The organism is Streptomyces cinnamoneus (genome assembly GCF_002939475.1).
In the GTDB taxonomy this organism is placed as follows: domain Bacteria; phylum Actinomycetota; class Actinomycetes; order Streptomycetales; family Streptomycetaceae; genus Streptomyces; species Streptomyces cinnamoneus_A.
Genome location: NZ_PKFQ01000001.1, coordinates 6,228,932 through 6,245,159, shown reverse-complemented (window position 1 = coordinate 6,245,159; position 16,228 = coordinate 6,228,932). Strand labels below are relative to the sequence as shown.

15 protein-coding genes are annotated in these 16,228 nt (G+C 73.4%); 10 read left to right on the top strand and 5 right to left on the bottom strand.

Annotation, left to right across the window (positions count from 1 at the left end; all coding sequences use genetic code 11):
* Positions 1-80: 80 nt before the first annotated feature.
* The 4 genes from CYQ11_RS27405 to CYQ11_RS27390 all read left to right on the top strand — a co-directional run bounded on the left by CYQ11_RS27405 (position 81) and on the right by CYQ11_RS27390 (position 3,744).
* Positions 81-344 (top strand): hypothetical protein, encoded by a 264-nt coding sequence (locus CYQ11_RS27405; RefSeq protein ID WP_240003256.1) that lies wholly within the window; start codon positions 81-83, stop codon positions 342-344.
* Between the two features lie 186 nt (positions 345-530).
* Positions 531-1,427, top strand: a complete 897-nt coding sequence (locus CYQ11_RS27400; protein ID WP_448323665.1) for an alkaline phosphatase family protein — start codon at positions 531-533, stop codon at positions 1,425-1,427.
* Positions 1,428-1,429: 2 nt separating this feature from the next.
* Positions 1,430-2,704, top strand: a complete 1,275-nt coding sequence (locus CYQ11_RS27395) for an MFS transporter (RefSeq protein WP_099198333.1) — start codon at positions 1,430-1,432, stop codon at positions 2,702-2,704.
* Complete coding sequence (locus CYQ11_RS27390) at positions 2,701-3,744, top strand: TolB-like translocation protein (RefSeq protein WP_099198332.1); 1,044 nt, start codon at positions 2,701-2,703, stop codon at positions 3,742-3,744. Before CYQ11_RS27395 ends, CYQ11_RS27390 begins: the two co-directional genes overlap by 4 nt.
* Here the strand turns inward: CYQ11_RS27390 and CYQ11_RS27385 are convergent.
* Both CYQ11_RS27385 and CYQ11_RS27380 read right to left on the bottom strand, forming a co-directional pair.
* Positions 3,741-3,923, bottom strand: coding sequence for a tail-anchor membrane protein (locus CYQ11_RS27385; protein WP_099198331.1), 183 nt, complete (start codon positions 3,921-3,923; stop codon positions 3,741-3,743). The genes CYQ11_RS27390 and CYQ11_RS27385 overlap by 4 nt on opposite strands.
* A gap of 62 nt (positions 3,924-3,985) precedes the next feature.
* Positions 3,986-5,047, bottom strand: coding sequence for a fatty acid desaturase family protein (locus CYQ11_RS27380; protein ID WP_099198330.1), 1,062 nt, complete (start codon positions 5,045-5,047; stop codon positions 3,986-3,988).
* A 237-nt stretch (positions 5,048-5,284) separates the two neighbouring features.
* Here CYQ11_RS27380 and CYQ11_RS27375 point away from each other — a divergent pair, with 237 nt between their 5' ends.
* Both CYQ11_RS27375 and CYQ11_RS27370 read left to right on the top strand, forming a co-directional pair.
* Complete coding sequence (locus CYQ11_RS27375; protein WP_420894482.1) at positions 5,285-8,239, top strand: SCO1167/SCO6262 family helicase; 2,955 nt, start codon at positions 5,285-5,287, stop codon at positions 8,237-8,239.
* Positions 8,236-9,504: an SWF or SNF family helicase gene (locus tag CYQ11_RS27370; protein ID WP_099198328.1), complete on the top strand. Its 1,269-nt coding sequence runs from the start codon at positions 8,236-8,238 to the stop codon at positions 9,502-9,504. The genes CYQ11_RS27375 and CYQ11_RS27370 overlap by 4 nt, the downstream gene beginning before the upstream one ends.
* A 76-nt stretch (positions 9,505-9,580) precedes the next feature.
* Here the strand turns inward: CYQ11_RS27370 and CYQ11_RS27365 are convergent, their stop codons facing one another.
* On the bottom strand, positions 9,581-9,961 hold the full coding sequence (locus CYQ11_RS27365; RefSeq protein ID WP_146104752.1) for a hypothetical protein: 381 nt from the start codon (positions 9,959-9,961) through the stop codon (positions 9,581-9,583).
* Between the two features lie 144 nt (positions 9,962-10,105).
* Between CYQ11_RS27365 and CYQ11_RS27360 the strand changes: the two genes are divergently transcribed.
* On the top strand, positions 10,106-10,603 hold the full coding sequence (locus tag CYQ11_RS27360; protein ID WP_146104751.1) for a hypothetical protein: 498 nt from the start codon (positions 10,106-10,108) through the stop codon (positions 10,601-10,603).
* Here the strand turns inward: CYQ11_RS27360 and CYQ11_RS27355 are convergent.
* Positions 10,548-11,408 (bottom strand): phosphatidylinositol-specific phospholipase C/glycerophosphodiester phosphodiesterase family protein, encoded by an 861-nt coding sequence (locus CYQ11_RS27355; protein ID WP_099198325.1) that lies wholly within the window; start codon positions 11,406-11,408, stop codon positions 10,548-10,550. The genes CYQ11_RS27360 and CYQ11_RS27355 overlap by 56 nt on opposite strands.
* Before the next feature lie 195 nt (positions 11,409-11,603).
* On the opposite strand from CYQ11_RS27355, the gene CYQ11_RS27350 reads away from it, so the two are divergent.
* The 3 genes from CYQ11_RS27350 (at position 11,604) to CYQ11_RS27340 (ending at position 15,992) form a co-directional block, all read left to right on the top strand.
* Positions 11,604-12,848, top strand: coding sequence for a phosphodiester glycosidase family protein (locus CYQ11_RS27350; protein WP_243469293.1), 1,245 nt, complete (start codon positions 11,604-11,606; stop codon positions 12,846-12,848).
* A 134-nt stretch (positions 12,849-12,982) separates the two neighbouring features.
* A complete protein-coding gene (locus CYQ11_RS27345) occupies positions 12,983-14,395 on the top strand; it encodes a family 2B encapsulin nanocompartment shell protein (RefSeq protein ID WP_099198324.1) in 1,413 nt (470 codons plus the stop codon).
* A 175-nt stretch (positions 14,396-14,570) separates the two neighbouring features.
* Positions 14,571-15,992, top strand: coding sequence for a family 2B encapsulin nanocompartment shell protein (locus CYQ11_RS27340; RefSeq protein ID WP_099198323.1), 1,422 nt, complete (start codon positions 14,571-14,573; stop codon positions 15,990-15,992).
* 38 nt (positions 15,993-16,030) lie between these two features.
* On the opposite strand, the gene CYQ11_RS27335 is transcribed toward CYQ11_RS27340, so the two are convergent.
* The gene (locus tag CYQ11_RS27335) at positions 16,031-16,225 is read right to left on the bottom strand and encodes a hypothetical protein (protein WP_099198322.1); all 195 of its coding nucleotides are present in this window, start codon (positions 16,223-16,225) and stop codon (positions 16,031-16,033) included.
* Positions 16,226-16,228: the final 3 nt, after the last annotated feature.

Genomic DNA, 16,228 nt, shown 5'->3' with positions numbered 1-16,228 from the left:
CGCCGGGCACACTTGAACGACCGCAGGAATAGCCGCTCACGGGGCAGGTGATCCGCGTGTTCGACAAACTTCGCAGGCGTGTGGAAGAGATCCGTCAGCCGCCGGCGCCCCCGGTGCCGCTCGGCCGCCGGCACAATCTCTTCGAGGCGGCAGCGGTGTATGTGGCCGCGTGCGCCGAGAACGACTCCGACCGGGGAGCGGAAGCGGCCCGGTGGGTGTCCCCCGAAGCGCTCAGTTTCGGGATAAACGAACTCGCCTGCCGGGCGGTCATAGCACTGGCGCGCGAGCGCGACGAATCACCGCAGACCGTGGCCCGCACGCTCCTGGGCCTCCCTGCCGCCTGAGCAGCCCCGGTCGCGTCCGCGCGCCTTCGGCGCCCCTGCCGCCACCGCCCCACCGGTGACGACGTGTCGCGTCCCGCTCGGACGACGTTCCCCAAGCCGTCATTTTGAAGTCGTGTACATGCCATCATCACCGCTCTACGCTGCCACCGCACCCGCGCCCACCGTCTCCCCCACCCGGAGGACCTCGTGCCCGCCGCAGCCAGCCAGCCCGCCCCTCCCCGCAGACTCCGCCGCCGCCACCTCGGCGCCCTGGCCACGGCGTTCGGCCTCGCCGCCACGTCGCTCGGCCTGTGGGCCTCCGACTCCGCGGCCGCGCCCGCCGTACCGACGCCCGAGCACGTGGTGGTCGTCGTCTTCGAGAACCACGGCTACAGCCAGGTCGTCGGCAACTCCGCCGCCCCCTACATCACCTCGCTCGCCACGGGCGGCGCGAACCTGACCGCCTCGTACGCCGAGACCCACCCCAGCCAGCCCAACTACTACGCGCTCTTCTCCGGGGACACCCAGGGTGTCACCGACGACAGCTGCGTCGATCCCGGCTTCAGCGACGCGCCCAACCTCGCCTCCGAACTGGTGGCCAAGGGCAGAACGTGGGCCAGCTACAACGAGTCGCTGCCGGCCGACGGCTCCACCACCTGCAGCAGCGGCCGGTACCGGCAGAAGCACAACCCCTGGTTCGGCTTCGACAACGTTCCCACCGGCACCGCCCACACCTTCGCGGCCTTCCCCGGCGACTACGACAAGCTGCCCACGGTCTCCTTCGTCGTGCCGGACATGTGCAGCGACATGCACGACTGTTCGGTGGGCACCGGTGACGCCTGGCTCAAGAAGAACCTCAAGGGCTACGCGGACTGGGCCAAGAGCCACAACAGCCTGCTGCTCGTGACCTTCGACGAGGACAACCGGCTGAGCGGCAACCGCATACCGACCGTCCTCTACGGCCAGCCGGTCAAGGCGGGGGCCAGCTCCGCCACCACGTACAACCACTACGACGTGCTGCGGACGCTGGAGACCATGTACGGCCTCCCGCACGCCGGGAACGCCGCGCGTGCCAAGGACATCACCGGCATCTGGAACAGCTGACCGTGTACCTCACGGACGGCCGCGCCGCCCCGCCCACCGCCGCCCCCGGCCGGGACTCCGCTCCCGGCCGGCGGGCCGCCGTCGTCCCCGGAACGGTGCTCGTCCTCGGCACCGTCAGCCTCGTCACCGACGTCTCCTCGGAGATGGTCAGCGCCGTGCTGCCGCTCTACCTGGTCACCGGACTGGGCCTGTCCCCGCTCGGGTTCGGGCTCCTCGACGGGGTGTACAACGGCGTCAGCGCGCTCGTCAGGCTCGTCGGCGGCCGGCTCTCCGACCGGAGCGGCCACAAGGCCGTGGCCGCCGTGGGCTACGGCCTCTCCGCCGTCTGCAAACCCCTGCTCCTGGCCGTCCACTCGCTGCCGCTGATCGGTGCCGTCCTGGCCGCCGACCGCACCGGCAAGGGCCTGCGCACCGCCCCGCGCGACGCCTTGATCTCACTGTCCTGTGAACCCGCCGGACGGGGACGGGCTTTCGGGGTGCACCGCGCGATGGACACCGCCGGGGCCCTGCTGGGTCCCCTCGTCGCGTTCCTGATCCTGCGGGCAGCCGCCGACGGCTACGACGCGGTCTTCACCGCGAGCGGGTGTGTGGCCGCGCTGGGCGTTCTCGTGCTGCTGCTCTTCGTCCCCGGACGCACGCGCGGGCCTTCCGCGGCCCGCCCCCCGGCCAGTCGCGCACCCATGCGGGAGCTGCTGCGCCGGCCGGCTGTCCGCCGGCTGACCGGCTGCGCGGTCGTGCTGGGCCTGACCACGGTCAGCGATTCCTTCCTCTACCTCACCCTCCAGCGGCGCCTCACACTGTCCGAGTCCTGGTTCCCGCTGCTACCGCTGGGCACAGCGGGCACGTTCTTGCTGCTGGCGGTGCCTCTCGGCGCGGTCGCCGACCGCATCGGCCGCCGCCGGCTGTTCCTCTGCGGGCACCTCGCGCTGCTCGGAGCGTACGGCCTCCTCGTCGCCCCGCTCGGGGACTCCCCGGCCCTCGCCTGCCTGGTGCTCGCTCTGCACGGGAGCTTCTACGCCGCCACGGACGGTGTACTCGCCGCGGCCACCGCCGACGCCGTCCCGGCGGCGGTGCGGGGCACCGGCCTGGCGGTGGTGCAGACCGGCCAGGCGGCCGCCCGCTTCGTCTGCTCGATCGCCTTCGGAGCGGCCTGGACCGCCTGGGGCGACCGCACCGCCCTGGGTGCCGCCGCCGTCGGCCTGGCCGTGGCCGCCGCGGCCGGCGCGCTGCTGCTGCGCCCAGCCCCTCCTGAACCCACCCCGGAGCCCGCCCGTTGAACCGCGAGAACGTCCTCAGTCGCAGGAACCGTCTGCTCGTCCTGCTCGCCGCCGTACTGGTCCTCGCCGCCGTCGCCGTGGGTGCCGTGCTGCACGCCGCCGGACGGGCGGCGCAGAAGGACCAGGAGCAGGCGGGCGGGCCACCCGTGCGTTCCGGCAAGGTCACGCTGGACGCGCCGGGCCGCGGCGTCTTCCGCAACATGGCCTGGGGCCCGCACCGCGACGAGATCGCCTCGGTCGCCGCCGACGACCCCACCGGCCCGCGCACCGCGTCCGGAGTGCGGTGCCTGCGCTTCCACACGGCCGGCGGCACCGGCGTCTGCCTCCAGGCCGTGCGCGGCGGCCTCCGCGAGGCCTACCGCGCCGTCGTCCTCGACGCGCACCTGCGGGAGCTGCGCCACTACGACCTCGCGGGCGTCCCCACCCGGGCCCGCGTCTCGCCCGACGGGCGCTCCGTGGCGTGGACGGTCTTCGTCAGCGGCGACTCGTACGCGGGGACCGCGTTCTCCACCCGGACCTCGGTCGTCGACACCCGTACCTGGACCGTGGACCGCGATCTGGAGGACTACCAGGTCTTCGTGGACGACCGTCCGTACAAGAGGGCGGACATCAACGTCTGGGGCGTCACCTTCGCCGACGACACCCGTTTCTACGCGACCGTGGCGACCGCCGGAAAGACGTATCTGGTCAGCGGCGACCGCACGGCACGGACACTGCGCGCCCTGCACGAGAACGTCGAATGCCCGTCCCTCTCCCCCGACGGGACCCGTATCGCGTACAAGAAGCGCGTCGAGGGCGCGTCATCCGACGCGCCCTGGCGCTTATACGTCCTGGATCTGCGGACGCTGCGCGAGAGTGCCACGGCCGAACGGCGGAACGTCGACGACCAGGCGGTCTGGCGGGACGGGCACACCCTGGTGTACTCACTGCCCGGCGACTACGGCTCCGACCTGTGGACGGTCCCGGCCGACGGCTCCGGCAGGCCCCAGGTGGCGATGGCGGCGGCGCTGGCCCCCGCCTTCACCGGCCGGGCCCGCTAGCGCCCCAGCTCCTTGCGGGAGGCCCTGCGCAGCCGCTTGCGCTGCGAGGGGTCCAGCAGCAGATACGCGCCGACCGGTACCCCGATCAGCACCAGCAGGGCGGCCCAGAAGGGCAGCAGCCACAGCAGGACCACGCCCACTGCCACGCCGCCGACGGCCACCTTCGTCCTGTTGGTCATCGCGTGCCTCCTTGGCGACGGCCGGCGCGGCGCCTGCCGCCGCCGCCCGTCACAGCTGCCTGTCACAACGCCTCAAGGCCCTGCCCGGTTCCCCGGGCGGCCCGCAGCGGGGCGCCCACCTCATGCATGTGGAGCAGCGCCTGTCGATAGGAATCGATAAGTCCGGTTTCAGCGTACGTCAGCCCGGACGTCCGGCAGTGGGCGCGGACCAGGGGGCGGGCCAGGCGCAGGTGGGGGCGCGGCATGCTCGGGAAGAGATGGTGCTCGATCTGGTAGTTCAGGCCGCCCATGAACCAGTCGGTGACCGGCCCGCCGCGTACGTTGCGGGAGGTGAGGACCTGCCGGCGCAGGTGCCCCCAGCGCTCGCCGTCCGGGTCGGGCATCTCCATGCCCTTGTGGTTGGGGGCGAAGACCATGCCGAGGTGGAGGCCGAAGAGGGCGTGGTGGAGCAGGCCGAAGGCGAGCGCCTTGCCCGGCGACATCGAGGACAGCAGCAGGGTCGCGTATCCGGCCGCGTGGAGGAGGAGAAGCGTCGCTTCGAGACGGCGTTCGCCCGCCTCCCGCCGTTTGAGGTCGAGCAGGCTCGAAACCTTCAGGTTGACGCCTTCGAGCAGCAGCAGCGGGAAGAACAGTGCTGCCTGGTGGCGGGTGAGCCAGCGGGTGAAGCCGGCCCGGGCGGCGGCCTGCCGCTGCGTCCACACCAGCGCGCCGACACCGACGTCGGGGTCCTTGTCGACGTGGTTGGGGTTGGCGTGGTGGCGGTTGTGCTTGTCGTTCCACCAGCCGTAGCTCATGCCGAGCAGCAGGTCGGCGTGGACGAGCCCGAGGAGACGGTTCGCACGCCGGGTGACGGCTATCTGGGAGTGTCCGCTGTCGTGACCGATGAAGGCGGTGCGCGCCGAGAACACCGCGGCCGGCAGGGCGAGCAGCAGGGTCCACCACGAGTCCCCGGTGAGCACGATCCCCGTGGCCGTGGCGGCGAGCGCCAGCAGATTGGTGACGACGGTGAGCGCGTACCGGCCCCGGCGGCGCTCCAGCAGGCCGGCGGCGCGCACCTGGCGCAGCAGCGGGGCGAAGTCGCTGCCGGAGGCGGGTTCCGCGCGGACGGGTGTGGCCTGGGGCATGGGGTCTCCGGTGTGGTCTCGGCGGGCGGTGCGACGTCTGAAAACGTACGGAGAGCGGCCCCTGCGGGACCATGGCGGCACCACCCGGACCCGCAGGGGGGCAGACCCACGAGCGGGCAGGGGGGCTGGCGACACCCCCGCGCGGACGTGGCGCGGCTCACACGTCGGCGGCATTCGCCGGACCTTCGCGTCCTGTACCCTCGGGCGCTCCGGACCCTGACTAGTCAAATTTGAGGAATGCGCAGCTCCGTGACACCACTCCCTGTCGCACCGCCCTCCGACCTCCGCCGGCTCGTCCACTGCTCGGCGGCCTTCCTCCCCGGAGACCCGGCCCGCACCGGCCGCGTCGCCTTCTGGCAGCCGGACGGCACCCCGCCCGTCGCCACGGACGCCGTCGAGGAGCTGACCGTCGCCGTACCGGACGGCTCCGACGTCAGCACCCGGACCGTGCGGGCCAGGGTGCTGCCCGTGCGCGATGCCCTGCCCGTCCTCACCCGCGCCCGGGCCGCGCGGGCCGACGAGGCTGCGGCCTTCTGGGGATCCGCCGCCGTCCTCGCCCTGCAACTGGCCGCCCGGGGCAAGCTGCTGCCGGGCCTGTCCGCCACGGACCACGACGCCTGGCGCGTCGGCCCCCTCGCCCCCGACGACTTCCGCCGCGTGCGGGAGCTGGCGGCCGCGATGCCGCCGGCCGCGCACGCGGTCCCGCTGCCGGACAGCGACCCGCTGCTGCTCCCCGACCCGGAGCAGCTGCTGCGCGCCTTCCTGGACGCCGTCGCGGACGGCCTGCCGCGCTCCCCCGCCGCCGCGCTCGCCACCGGCGGTCCCGCCTTCACCGCGCCGGAGCCACAGCGTCTGCCCGAGCAGCGCGCCTGGGCCGCCGACGTCGCCGCCGGGCACGACGCGGGCGTCCGGCTCTCCCTGCGCGTCGAGGTCCTCGGCCCCGACGGCGCGCTCACGGACACCGGCGAGCCGGACGACGAGGACGTCCACCCACGCTTCCGGGCCGTCCTCCAGCTCCACAGTCTGGCCGACCCGGCGCTCGTCGCGGACGCCGCCGACGTGTGGTCCGGCACCTCGCCCGTGGCCGCCGCGCTCGGCCGGGGCGCCCGGATGAACGCCCTGCTGGCGCTGCGCCGCGCCGCCCACGCCTGGCCGGCCCTCTCCCCCCTGCTGTCGGAGGCCGCCCCGGCCGCCATCGACCTCGCAGACGACGAGGCAGGCGAACTCCTCGGCGCCGGTTCCCGGGCCCTGGACGCGGCGGGCGTCGAGGTCCACTGGCCGAAGGAGCTGGCCCGCACGCTCACCGCGCGCGCCGTCGTCGGCTCGCCGGACGACGACGATGAGGCGGCGCCCGACCGCCGGTCGGGCCTGCCGTCCCTGCTGTCCGCCGACGCGCTGCTCTCCTTCGGCTGGCGCTTCGCCGTGGGCGACCGCGAACTGACCAGGGCCGAACTGGACCGGCTCGCCGAGGCCAGCCGCCCCGCCGTGCGCCTGCGGGACCGCTGGGTCCTCGTGGATCCCGAAGCCGTCCGCCGCGCCCACGAACGGCGGGACCGCAAGGTGTCGCCCGTCGAGGCGCTGGGCGCGGCGCTCACCGGCCGCGCTCTCGCGGGGGACGGCGACGAGACCGTCGAGGTCGAGGCCACCGGCCGGCTCGCGGCCCTGCGCGACGCCATCGCCGACCCCGAGGCCGTCCGCGAGCCCGTGGCGCCGCCCGCCGCGCTCGCCGCGACCCTGCGCGACTACCAGCTGCGCGGCCTGGACTGGCTGAGCCGGATGACCTCCCTGGGCCTCGGCTGCTGCCTGGCCGACGACATGGGGCTCGGCAAGACCGTCACCCTGATCGCCCTCCACCTCCACCGGCAGACCCTGCCCGGCGCGGCCGGACCGACGCTGGTCGTCTGCCCCACCTCCCTCATGGGCAACTGGCAGCGCGAGATCGAGCGCTTCGCGCCCGGTACGCCGGTGCGCCGCTTCCACGGCTCGTCGCGGAACCTGGACGGGGTCGCGGACGGCGAGTTCGTCCTCACCACCTACGGCACGATGCGCCTGGACGCCCCGCGGCTGGCCGGGACGGGCTGGGGCATGGTCGTCACCGACGAGGCACAGCACGTCAAGAACCCGTACTCGGCGACGGCCAAGGCGCTGCGCACCATCGGGGCGAAGGCCCGGGTCGCGCTCACGGGCACGCCGGTCGAGAACAACCTGTCCGAGCTGTGGGCCATCCTCGACTGGACGACACCGGGTCTGCTGGGCTCGCTCAACGCCTTCCGGCGCCGCTACGCACAGGCCGTCGAGGGCGGCGCCGACCCCGCCGCGGCCGAGCGGCTGTCGGCGCTCGTGCGCCCGTTCCTGCTCCGCCGCCGCAAGTCCGACCCCGGCATCGCGCCGGAGCTGCCGCCCAAGACCGAGACGGACCACGCGGTCACGCTCACCCGGGAACAGGCGGGCCTGTACGAGGCGGTGGTGCGGGAGATCCTCGCCGAGATCTCCGCGGCGGACGGCCTGGAGCGGCGCGGTCTCATCGTCAAACTGCTCACCGGCCTGAAGCAGATCTGCAACCACCCCGCGCAGTTCCTCAAGGAGCTCGGGACCAAGGGCAAGGACGCGAAGGGCAGCGGACGGAAGGACGCCCGGGCCGGTGGCCCGCGCATCGCCGGCCGCTCCGGCAAGGTCGAGCTGCTGGACGAACTGCTGGAGACCATCCTCGCCGAGGGCGCGAGCGTGCTGGTCTTCACGCAGTACGTCCAGATGGCGCGGCTCCTGGAGGACCATCTGGCCGCACGGGGCGTGCCCACCCAGTTCCTGCACGGCGGCACGCCGGTGGCGCAGCGCGAGGAGATGGTCCGCCGATTCCAGGCGGGCGAGGTCCCGGTCTTCCTGCTGTCGCTCAAGGCGGCGGGCACGGGCCTGAACCTCACCCGCGCCGGGCACGTCGTGCACTTCGACCGCTGGTGGAATCCGGCCGTCGAGGCCCAGGCGACCGACCGCGCGTACCGCATCGGCCAGACCCAGCCGGTGCAGGTCCACCGCCTCGTGACCGAGGGCACCATCGAGGACCGGATCGCCGAGATGCTCAGCCGCAAGCAGGCGCTGGCCGACGCCGTGCTGGGCGCGGGCGAGGCCGCCCTGACCGAGCTGACCGACGCCGAGCTGGCTGAACTCGTGGCACTGAGGGGGACCGGACGATGACATCCGTGAACGAGCACGACGAGCACGACGAGCGCACCTTCGCGGCCCTGCCGCCCGTGCAGGGGCGGGGGTTCGCACAGAGCGAGTGGGGCCGGGCCTGGCTGGCGGCGCTGGAGGACTCCGCGCTGGACGGCCAGCAGGTGAAGGCCGGCCGGCGGCACGCGCGCGCGGGCGCGGTGGGCGCCGTGACCGTACGGCCCGGCCGGATCACCGCCCTCGTACGCGACCGGGACGGCACGGCCCAGCGCTCCGACGTGGTGGTCCAGCGGCTCTCCGCCGCCGACTGGGACCGCCTCCTCGATCTGGTGGCCGGCCGGGCCGGGCACGTGGCCGCCCTGCTGGACCGCGCGCTGCCGCCGCATCTGGCCGAGGACGCCGCCGCGGCGGGCGTGGACCTGCTGCCGGGCATCGGCGACCTGGAACCGGAGTGCGCCTGTGGGGCGTGGGACCACTGCCCGCACACGGCGGCACTGTGCCACCAGGTGGCGCGGCTGCTGGACGAGGACCCGTTCGTGCTGTTGCTGATACGCGGCCGTGGGGAGCGCGAGCTGCGGCGCGAGTTGGAGGCGCGCGGCACCGCCGGTACCACCGCGCACGCGCGGCAGGCGCCGGCGGGGGTCCCGGCCCGCGAGGTGTTCGCGGCCCACGCCGTCGTCCGGGAGCTGCCCGCTCCACCGCCGGCGGTGGAGGCCCCGGGCCGCGCCCCCGTCCTGGCGGGCGCCTCGGCCGAGCCCCCCGGACTCGACGTGCCGGCGCTGGAGTTCCTGGTCACCGCTGCCGCGGCCCGGGCCCACCAGATGCTGTCCGAGGCCCTGGCACCCGGTCACGAGGAGACGCCCGTCCCGGTCGAGCTCACGGTGCGGCAGGACGCGGTACGGCTCGCCGCGGCGGGCCCGCCCGGCCGTGTCGCCGACCGGCTGGCGGCCGGCTGCGGCCACGGACGGGCGGAACTGGCCCAGGCCGTACGGGCCTGGGGGCACGGCGGCCCGGCGGCACTGGCCGTACTGGACGAGGACGGGGAGCCGGAGCCCGCGGACCTGGCGCGCGCCCGGGCACGGCTGGCCGGCGCGTGGGAGCAGGGCGAGGCCCCGCGGCTGCGGGCCGTGCGCAACCGCTGGACGGTCGTCGGCACGGGCGCACAGCTGCGCTACGGGCCCGACGGGCGCTGGTGGCCGTACCGCAAGGAGGGCGGCCGCTGGCAGCCGGCCGGCCCCGGCGACCACGACCCGGCCGCGGCGCTCGCGGGCGTGCTCGCGGAGAGCTGACGCCTCGCCACGGCCCCTTCCGGGGGCGCCGTGTGAAGCCGTGCGGCTTCCGCGCCCCCGGGCACTCCCGGATCGCCTAGAAGCCGGGCCAGCCGGTGGGCAGGCCCGCCGGCAGGCTGGGCAGGCTCGTGGGCAGCCCGGAGGGGAAGCCGGACGGCAGGGAGCTGGGCAGCGAGGAGGGCAGCCCGCTCGGCAGGGAGAAGGACGGTGCGGCGCTGACGGGCCCGATGGTCGAGTCGTTCTTCACCGGCTTGCCGTCGGCCTTGTGACCCATCACCAGGAACGCTCCCAGCGCGGCCCCGGCCACCGCCACCACCGCCGTCACGGCGGCCCCGGCCCGCCGGCCGCCTCCCCGGCGGGGAGGCGGCTGCGGGGCCCATGGCGGCGGCGAGGGGCCGAAACCGCCGGGTGGCGGTCCGTACGGGGATCCGGGCGGCGGTCCGGGTGGAGTGGCCATGGCGCCAGCGTCCCCGGGCCGCGCCCCGGGGACCGCCCCGATGACCGGACCGCTACACGCTTCGCTCAGGACCGCGACATTCCACCGCTTTGGCGCCTGCGTGGCGCAACCCTGGGAAGATCCACTGACAGTACGATTTAACGGATGACTGTGGAGATCACCCAGATACGGGTCACCGAGGCGAAAGCGCGGGCGGCGCGCCTCCTGCTGGCGTTCCGGCACGGCAACCAGCGCTCGTTCGACGACTCCCTGCCCTCGGACATGGCTGCCGAGGAGACCAGGGACCTCGTCGCCGCGCTCGTCTGGGTCGCCAACGAGGCGGTCGCCAAGGCGTATCGCCCCGAAGCCGCCGACCGGGTGCTGCGTCATCTCGCCCGGCGCGCGCCGGAGGAGGCCGGCTGGGTCGAGACGGACGAGGAGGCCGCACCGGATGTCGCAGTGCTGCTCGAATCGGTGTGGCGCGGAGACGCGGAGACGGTGCGCAGGCTGGTCCGTGCCACGCCGGACACCACCTTCCTGCTCGGCAAGCTGGTGCACGCGGTCGCCCTGCTCCTGCCGTCGGTCCCCGGCCCCGAAGTGCGCCGCGTCATCGGTGAGCTGCGCGGAGAAACGCCTCCAGCCCCGCGAGGTCGTCCGTGTTGAGGTAGTCGACCCCGGCGGCGAGCAGCTCGCGCCACAGGGCGGTGCGGGCGGGGCCCGGGACGTCGGGCGTGGCCCAGAAGCGCACGTGCCGGCGTTCGGCGTGCGCGGTGGTGACGATGCGCGTGAGGGCGGCGCGTTCTCGTGCGGGCATGGGGCCCACGCCCTGCCAGGTGAAGGTGTGGCTCCAGTCGTCACTGACGAGCGGAGCGAACGAGGCGGGTGCCCCCCCGAGGTCGGAGAGCCTGCCGTCGTAGAAGGCGTGCCGCACGTGCTCCGCCGCCATGGGCGCGCGGGCTCCCCGGTCGCCGGAGACGACGGCCGTCACCGCGTCCCGGTGGACCCTGCCGCCGGTGCACGAGCTGAGCATCGAGTGGTACGGGCGCAGGTGCCGGGACAGCGCGCGGTAGGTGGCGTCCCCCGCGGTCTTGATGTCGATGAGCAGTTGCAGGGAGAGGTCGTGGCCGGCGTACACGCGGCCGTGGTTGGCTCTGACCCGGCGCAGCAGCGGGTCGAGGTAGAGGGCCTCCAGGGTGCGGCGGGGGTCGAGCCCGGAGGCGTCGTGCGCGACGAGCAACTTGTCGCCGACCAGCCAGATGTCGGCTTCCACGCTGTTGAAGCCGTGCGCGAGTGCGTCGGTGAGCGGGTGCGGGTGGGCGTAGTCGTTGTGGGCGTGGGCGTTGCGCAGCGGGGGCCCGCCCCGGCCGGTCTCGGCGACGGGGCGCGACTCGGCGACGGCGGGAGTGGTGAAGGAGCCCGCGAGCGCGGCTCCGAGGGTGAGGACGACGGCTCGGCGGGTGCGGGACATGGGGCGGCCTCCCGGTGGGGTGGGCGAATAGGCGCGCTCTGCGCGAGCTGCTGGTCGTGAGTATCGGGGCCCCCAGGGCCGTTTGACAGGGACGTGTCGAGAGTTGCCCGGACCGATGCCGGGGTGTTCCTCGGTGTTCTTTCGGGGGCATGGATAAGTGCCGTGTGTCATGACGGAGTTGACGAGACCTCTGGGGTGACAGTGGGTAGAAGTGGCCGCCGCCTGCGGGGGGCGCTGACGGTTCTGGTGGCATGGATCTCGCTGGTCGGCGGCGGCCCGGCGTGGGCCGACACGGACGAGGTCTCCTCCCTGGAGCTGGGCGCCGCCGCGTCGCTGGGGTCGGGAGTGACGTACCGGAAGTTCTCGTTGAAGGGCTCGCACGGGCCCGCGTACGGGCATCTGCTCACGGTCGACCTGCGCAACCGCCATGTCTCCGTGGACCTTTTGTACCCCGGTGCGGTCGGGGCGCGGGAGCGGACGTCCCTGCTGGCCGGCGAACGCGGCGCCGTGGGGGCGGTGAACGGGGACTTCTTCAACATCAACGAGGACCAGCACCCGGGTGTGGAGGTGACGGGCGCTCCGGTGGGTCCGGCCGTGTCCGGCGGCCGGGCGCTGAAGGGCGCGGTGCCGGACGGCCAGCGCTTCGGGCCGGCGATGCCGTCCGGGGCCACCACCGAGGACGTCCTGACCGTGGGCCGGGACCGGGTGGGGCGGCTCGACCGGCTCGTGCTGGACGGCTCGGTGCTCACCGAGGACGAGGAGCTTCCGCTGAGCGGCTTCAACCAGTACGCGCTGCCCGTCGGCGGCATCGGCGCCTTCACTCCGGCGTGGGGCCGGTCCTCCCGGGAGCGGGCGACGTGCGGGACCGACCACGACAGGGGCGCGCCGTGCAGCGACGTCACCTATGAACTGACCATCAGACGGGGCCGGGTGGCGTCGGCGGCGCACAGGCCGGGGCGGGGCGCGATCGCGCGCGGGTCGGTGGTGCTGGTCGGGCGTGAGAAGGGAGCGCGCGCGCTGCGCAGGCTGCGGGTCGGCGACCGGGTGAAGGTGGAGCAGCGGTTGCGGTCGCGGCGGGCCCGGACTCCGCGGTTCGCGGTCGGGGGCTTCCCGATCCTGCGCGGCGGCGCCTCGCTTCCGGGGCTGGACCGCAGGACCTCGGCCGTGCGCACGGCCGCCGGTCTGGCCGGCCGGGGACGGCGGCTGTACCTCCTGGCGCTGGACGGCTCACCGGCCTACCGCTCCGGGCTGACCGTCGCGGAACTGGCCCGGACGATGCGGCGGCTGGGGGCGGTCGACGCCTTCAACCTCGACGGGGGCGGCTCGTCCACACTCGTCACCCGCGCCCGGTCCGGTGGCCGGCCGACGGTGCGCAACCACCCGTCGGGCGGCGCGGAGCGAGCCGTGGCCAACGGTATCGGCATTTTTATCCGACCTTGACACCGGACTTTAATCCCATCCTTTTGAGTGATCGCCCCGGCCTAATTCCGCTGCTAACTTCGAATGCGGCCGAGCGCGAATTCCTCGCGGTTCCGTAGCAGGCAGTTCCGTATTGGATGGGTGGGCTTTCGCATATGACTACGCCAGTGGAGTCCGGTACCGGCACGGTCGACCCCCCGGGCCGGCTGAGCCTGGGCACGGAGGCTGCCCGGAATCTGGCGACCACGACCAAGTCCGTGCCGCAGATGCAGGGCATCACCTCGCGGTGGCTGCTGCGCCTGCTGCCCTGGACGCAGGTCTCGGGCGGTACGTACCGGGTGAACCGGCGCCTGACGCACACGCTCGGCGACGGCCGGGTCGAGTTCTTCACCACGGGCGCCGAAGTGCGGGTCATCCCGGCCGAGCTGGGCGAGCTGCCGCTGCTGCGCGGGTTCTCCGGCACCGAGGCGCTCCAGGAGCTCGCCGACCGGTTCACGCAGCGGGAGTTCCGGCCCGGCGAGATGCTGGTGGAGGCCGGCCGGCCCGCCGACCAGGTGGTCCTGCTGGCCCACGGCAAAGCGGAGAAGGTGCGCACCGGGGAGTACGGCGACCCGGTCGTGCTCGGCGTGCTGGCCGACGGGGGCTACGTCGGCGACCGGCCGCTGGCCGCGGGTGCGCCAGGCGACTGGGACTTCTCGGTCCGGGCGCTGACGGCCTGCACGGTGCTGACCCTGCCGCACCAGGAGTTCCAGGAGGTGCTGGAGCGTTCGGCGGAGCTGCGCTCCCACGTGGAGTCCTACCGCGACCGCGCGACGCTCCCGCAGAACGAGCACGGCGAGTCCGCCATCGACGTGGCCTCCGGACACGTCGGCGAGCCCGCGCTGCCCGGTGTCTTCGCGGACTACGAACCCACGCCCCGCGAGTACGGGCTGAGCGTGGCCCAGACGGTCCTGCGCGTCCACACCCGCGTCGCCGACCTCTACAACGAACCGATGAACCAGCTCGAACAACAGCTCCGCCTGACCATCGAGGCCCTGCGCGAACGCCAGGAACACGAAATGGTCAACAACCGCGACTTCGGCCTCCTCCACAACGCCGACCTCAGCCAGCGCATCCACACCCGCAGCGGCCCACCCACCCCCGACGACCTCGACGAACTGCTCGCCACGGTGTGGAAGGACCCGTCCTTCCTGCTGGCACACCCGAGGACCATCGCGGCGATCGCCCGCGAGTTCAACCGCCGGGGCGTCTATCCGGACAGCGTCGACGTGAACGGTCACGCCGTGCCGGCGTGGCGGGGGGTGCCCATCTTCCCCTGCAACAAGATCCCGGTCAGCGAGAGCGGGGTCAGTTCCGTCCTGCTGATGCGGACCGGTGAGGAGAACCAGGGTGTCATCGGTCTGCACCGCACGGGAATTCCCGATGAATACCAGCCGAGTCTTTCCGTGCGCTTCATGGGCATCAGCGAACAGGCGATCATGTCTTATCTGGTGAGCGCCTACTACTCCGCAGCAGTGCTGGTTCCCGACGCACTGGGCATTCTCGAGCACGTCGAAGTCGGGCACTGAGCGCGGGTATCCCGCAGAAGTCGTCGCCCCCTGCCGGGGGCCGCGACCGGATGCCGGGGCGGGCCCATCGGTCTGGGCACAGCCGCCGTCCCGTCGTCCGGCTTCGCAGCCCCCGGCTCCTGTCCTCCCGCACCACCGTCATGCCACGTCACGCACAGATGGGTGAGCCCCGCTTATGACCACGTCAGTGGAGCCGGACCAGTCCGACCAGCCGACCCCGGCTCAACCGGCCGACACACAGCTGAGCCTGGGCACGGGCGCGGCGCGCCAGCTCGCGACGACCACCAAGTCCGTGCCCCAGATGCGCGGCATCTCCTCCCGCTGGCTGCTGCGCGTCCTGCCCTGGGTGCAGGTCTCGGCCGGCACCTACCGGGTCAACCGGCGGCTGGTCTACACCCTGGGCGACGGCCGCGTCGAGTTCGTCTCGACCGGCACCGAGGTGCGGGTCATCCCGGCCGAGCTGGGCGAGCTGCCGCTGCTGCGCGACTTCGGGGACACCGACACCCTGGAGGCCCTGGCGAACGCGTTCGTCCAGCGGGAGTACGCCGCGGGCGACGTGCTCGTCGAAGCGGGCCGGCCCGCCGACGAGATCTTCCTCATCGCCCACGGCAAGCTCACCAAGACGGGCCCCGGCGAATACGGGGACGAGACGACGCTCGGCATCCTGGGCGACGGCGACTACTTCGGCGACCGGGCGCCCCTGGAGCCGGACGCGACCTGGGGCTTCACCGTGCGCGCGACGACCCGCTGCACGGTCCTGTCCCTCTCCCTCCAGGCCTTCCAGGAGCTGGCCGACCGCTCCGAGGCCCTGCGCGCCCATGTCGACGGCTTCGCGGACCGTCCCACGCCCCCGGCGAACAAGCGCGGCGAGGCCGACATCACCGTGACCTCCGGGCACTCGGGAGAGCCCCTCATTCCCGGCACGTTCGTCGACTACGAGCTCAGGCCCCGTGAGTACGAGCTGAGCGTGGCCCAGACGGTCCTGCGCGTCCACACCCGCGTCGCCGACCTCTACAACGAACCGATGAACCAGCTCGAACAACAGCTCCGCCTGACCATCGAGGCCCTGCGCGAACGCCAAGAACACGAAATGGTCAACAACCGCGACTTCGGCCTCCTCCACAACGCCGACCTCAGCCAGCGCATCCACACCCGCAGCGGCCCACCCACCCCCGACGACCTCGACGAACTGCTGTCACGGCGCCGCAAGACCCAGTACCTGCTGGCCCATCCGCGCACGATCGCCGCGTTCGGTCGCGAGTGCAGCAGCCGGGGCCTGTATCCCAAGAACATCGAGGTCATGGGCACCGCGGTGCGTTCCTGGCGCGGAGTTCCGCTGCTGCCCTGCAACAAGATCCCGATCAGCCCCACGGGCACCAGCTCCATCATCGCCATGCGGACCGGTGAGGAGAACCAGGGCGTCATCGGCCTCCATCAGACCGGCATCCCCGACGAGTACCAGCCCAGTCTCAACGTGCGCTTCATGGGCATCAGCGAGCAGGCGGTCTCCTCCTATCTGGTGAGCGCCTACTACTCCGCCGCGGTGCTGGTGCCGGACGCGCTGGGCATCCTGGAGGACGTCGAGATCGGACGCTGAACCACCGGCCGGGCTCCGGTCGCCGGGGCCCGGCCCGCTCAGGGCCGGACGTCGCCGACGAGCTGGGTGGTCGCCGACAGGCCGTGGGAGATGGTCGGCGCGACGCTGGTGCTCGCGAGCAGGAAGCCGAGCAGGACACAGACGAGCGCATGCGCGAATTTCAGGCCCCCGCTGCGCATGAACACCACTGCCAGGACCAGAAGCAACAGGACCACGGAGATCGAAACGGCCATGGC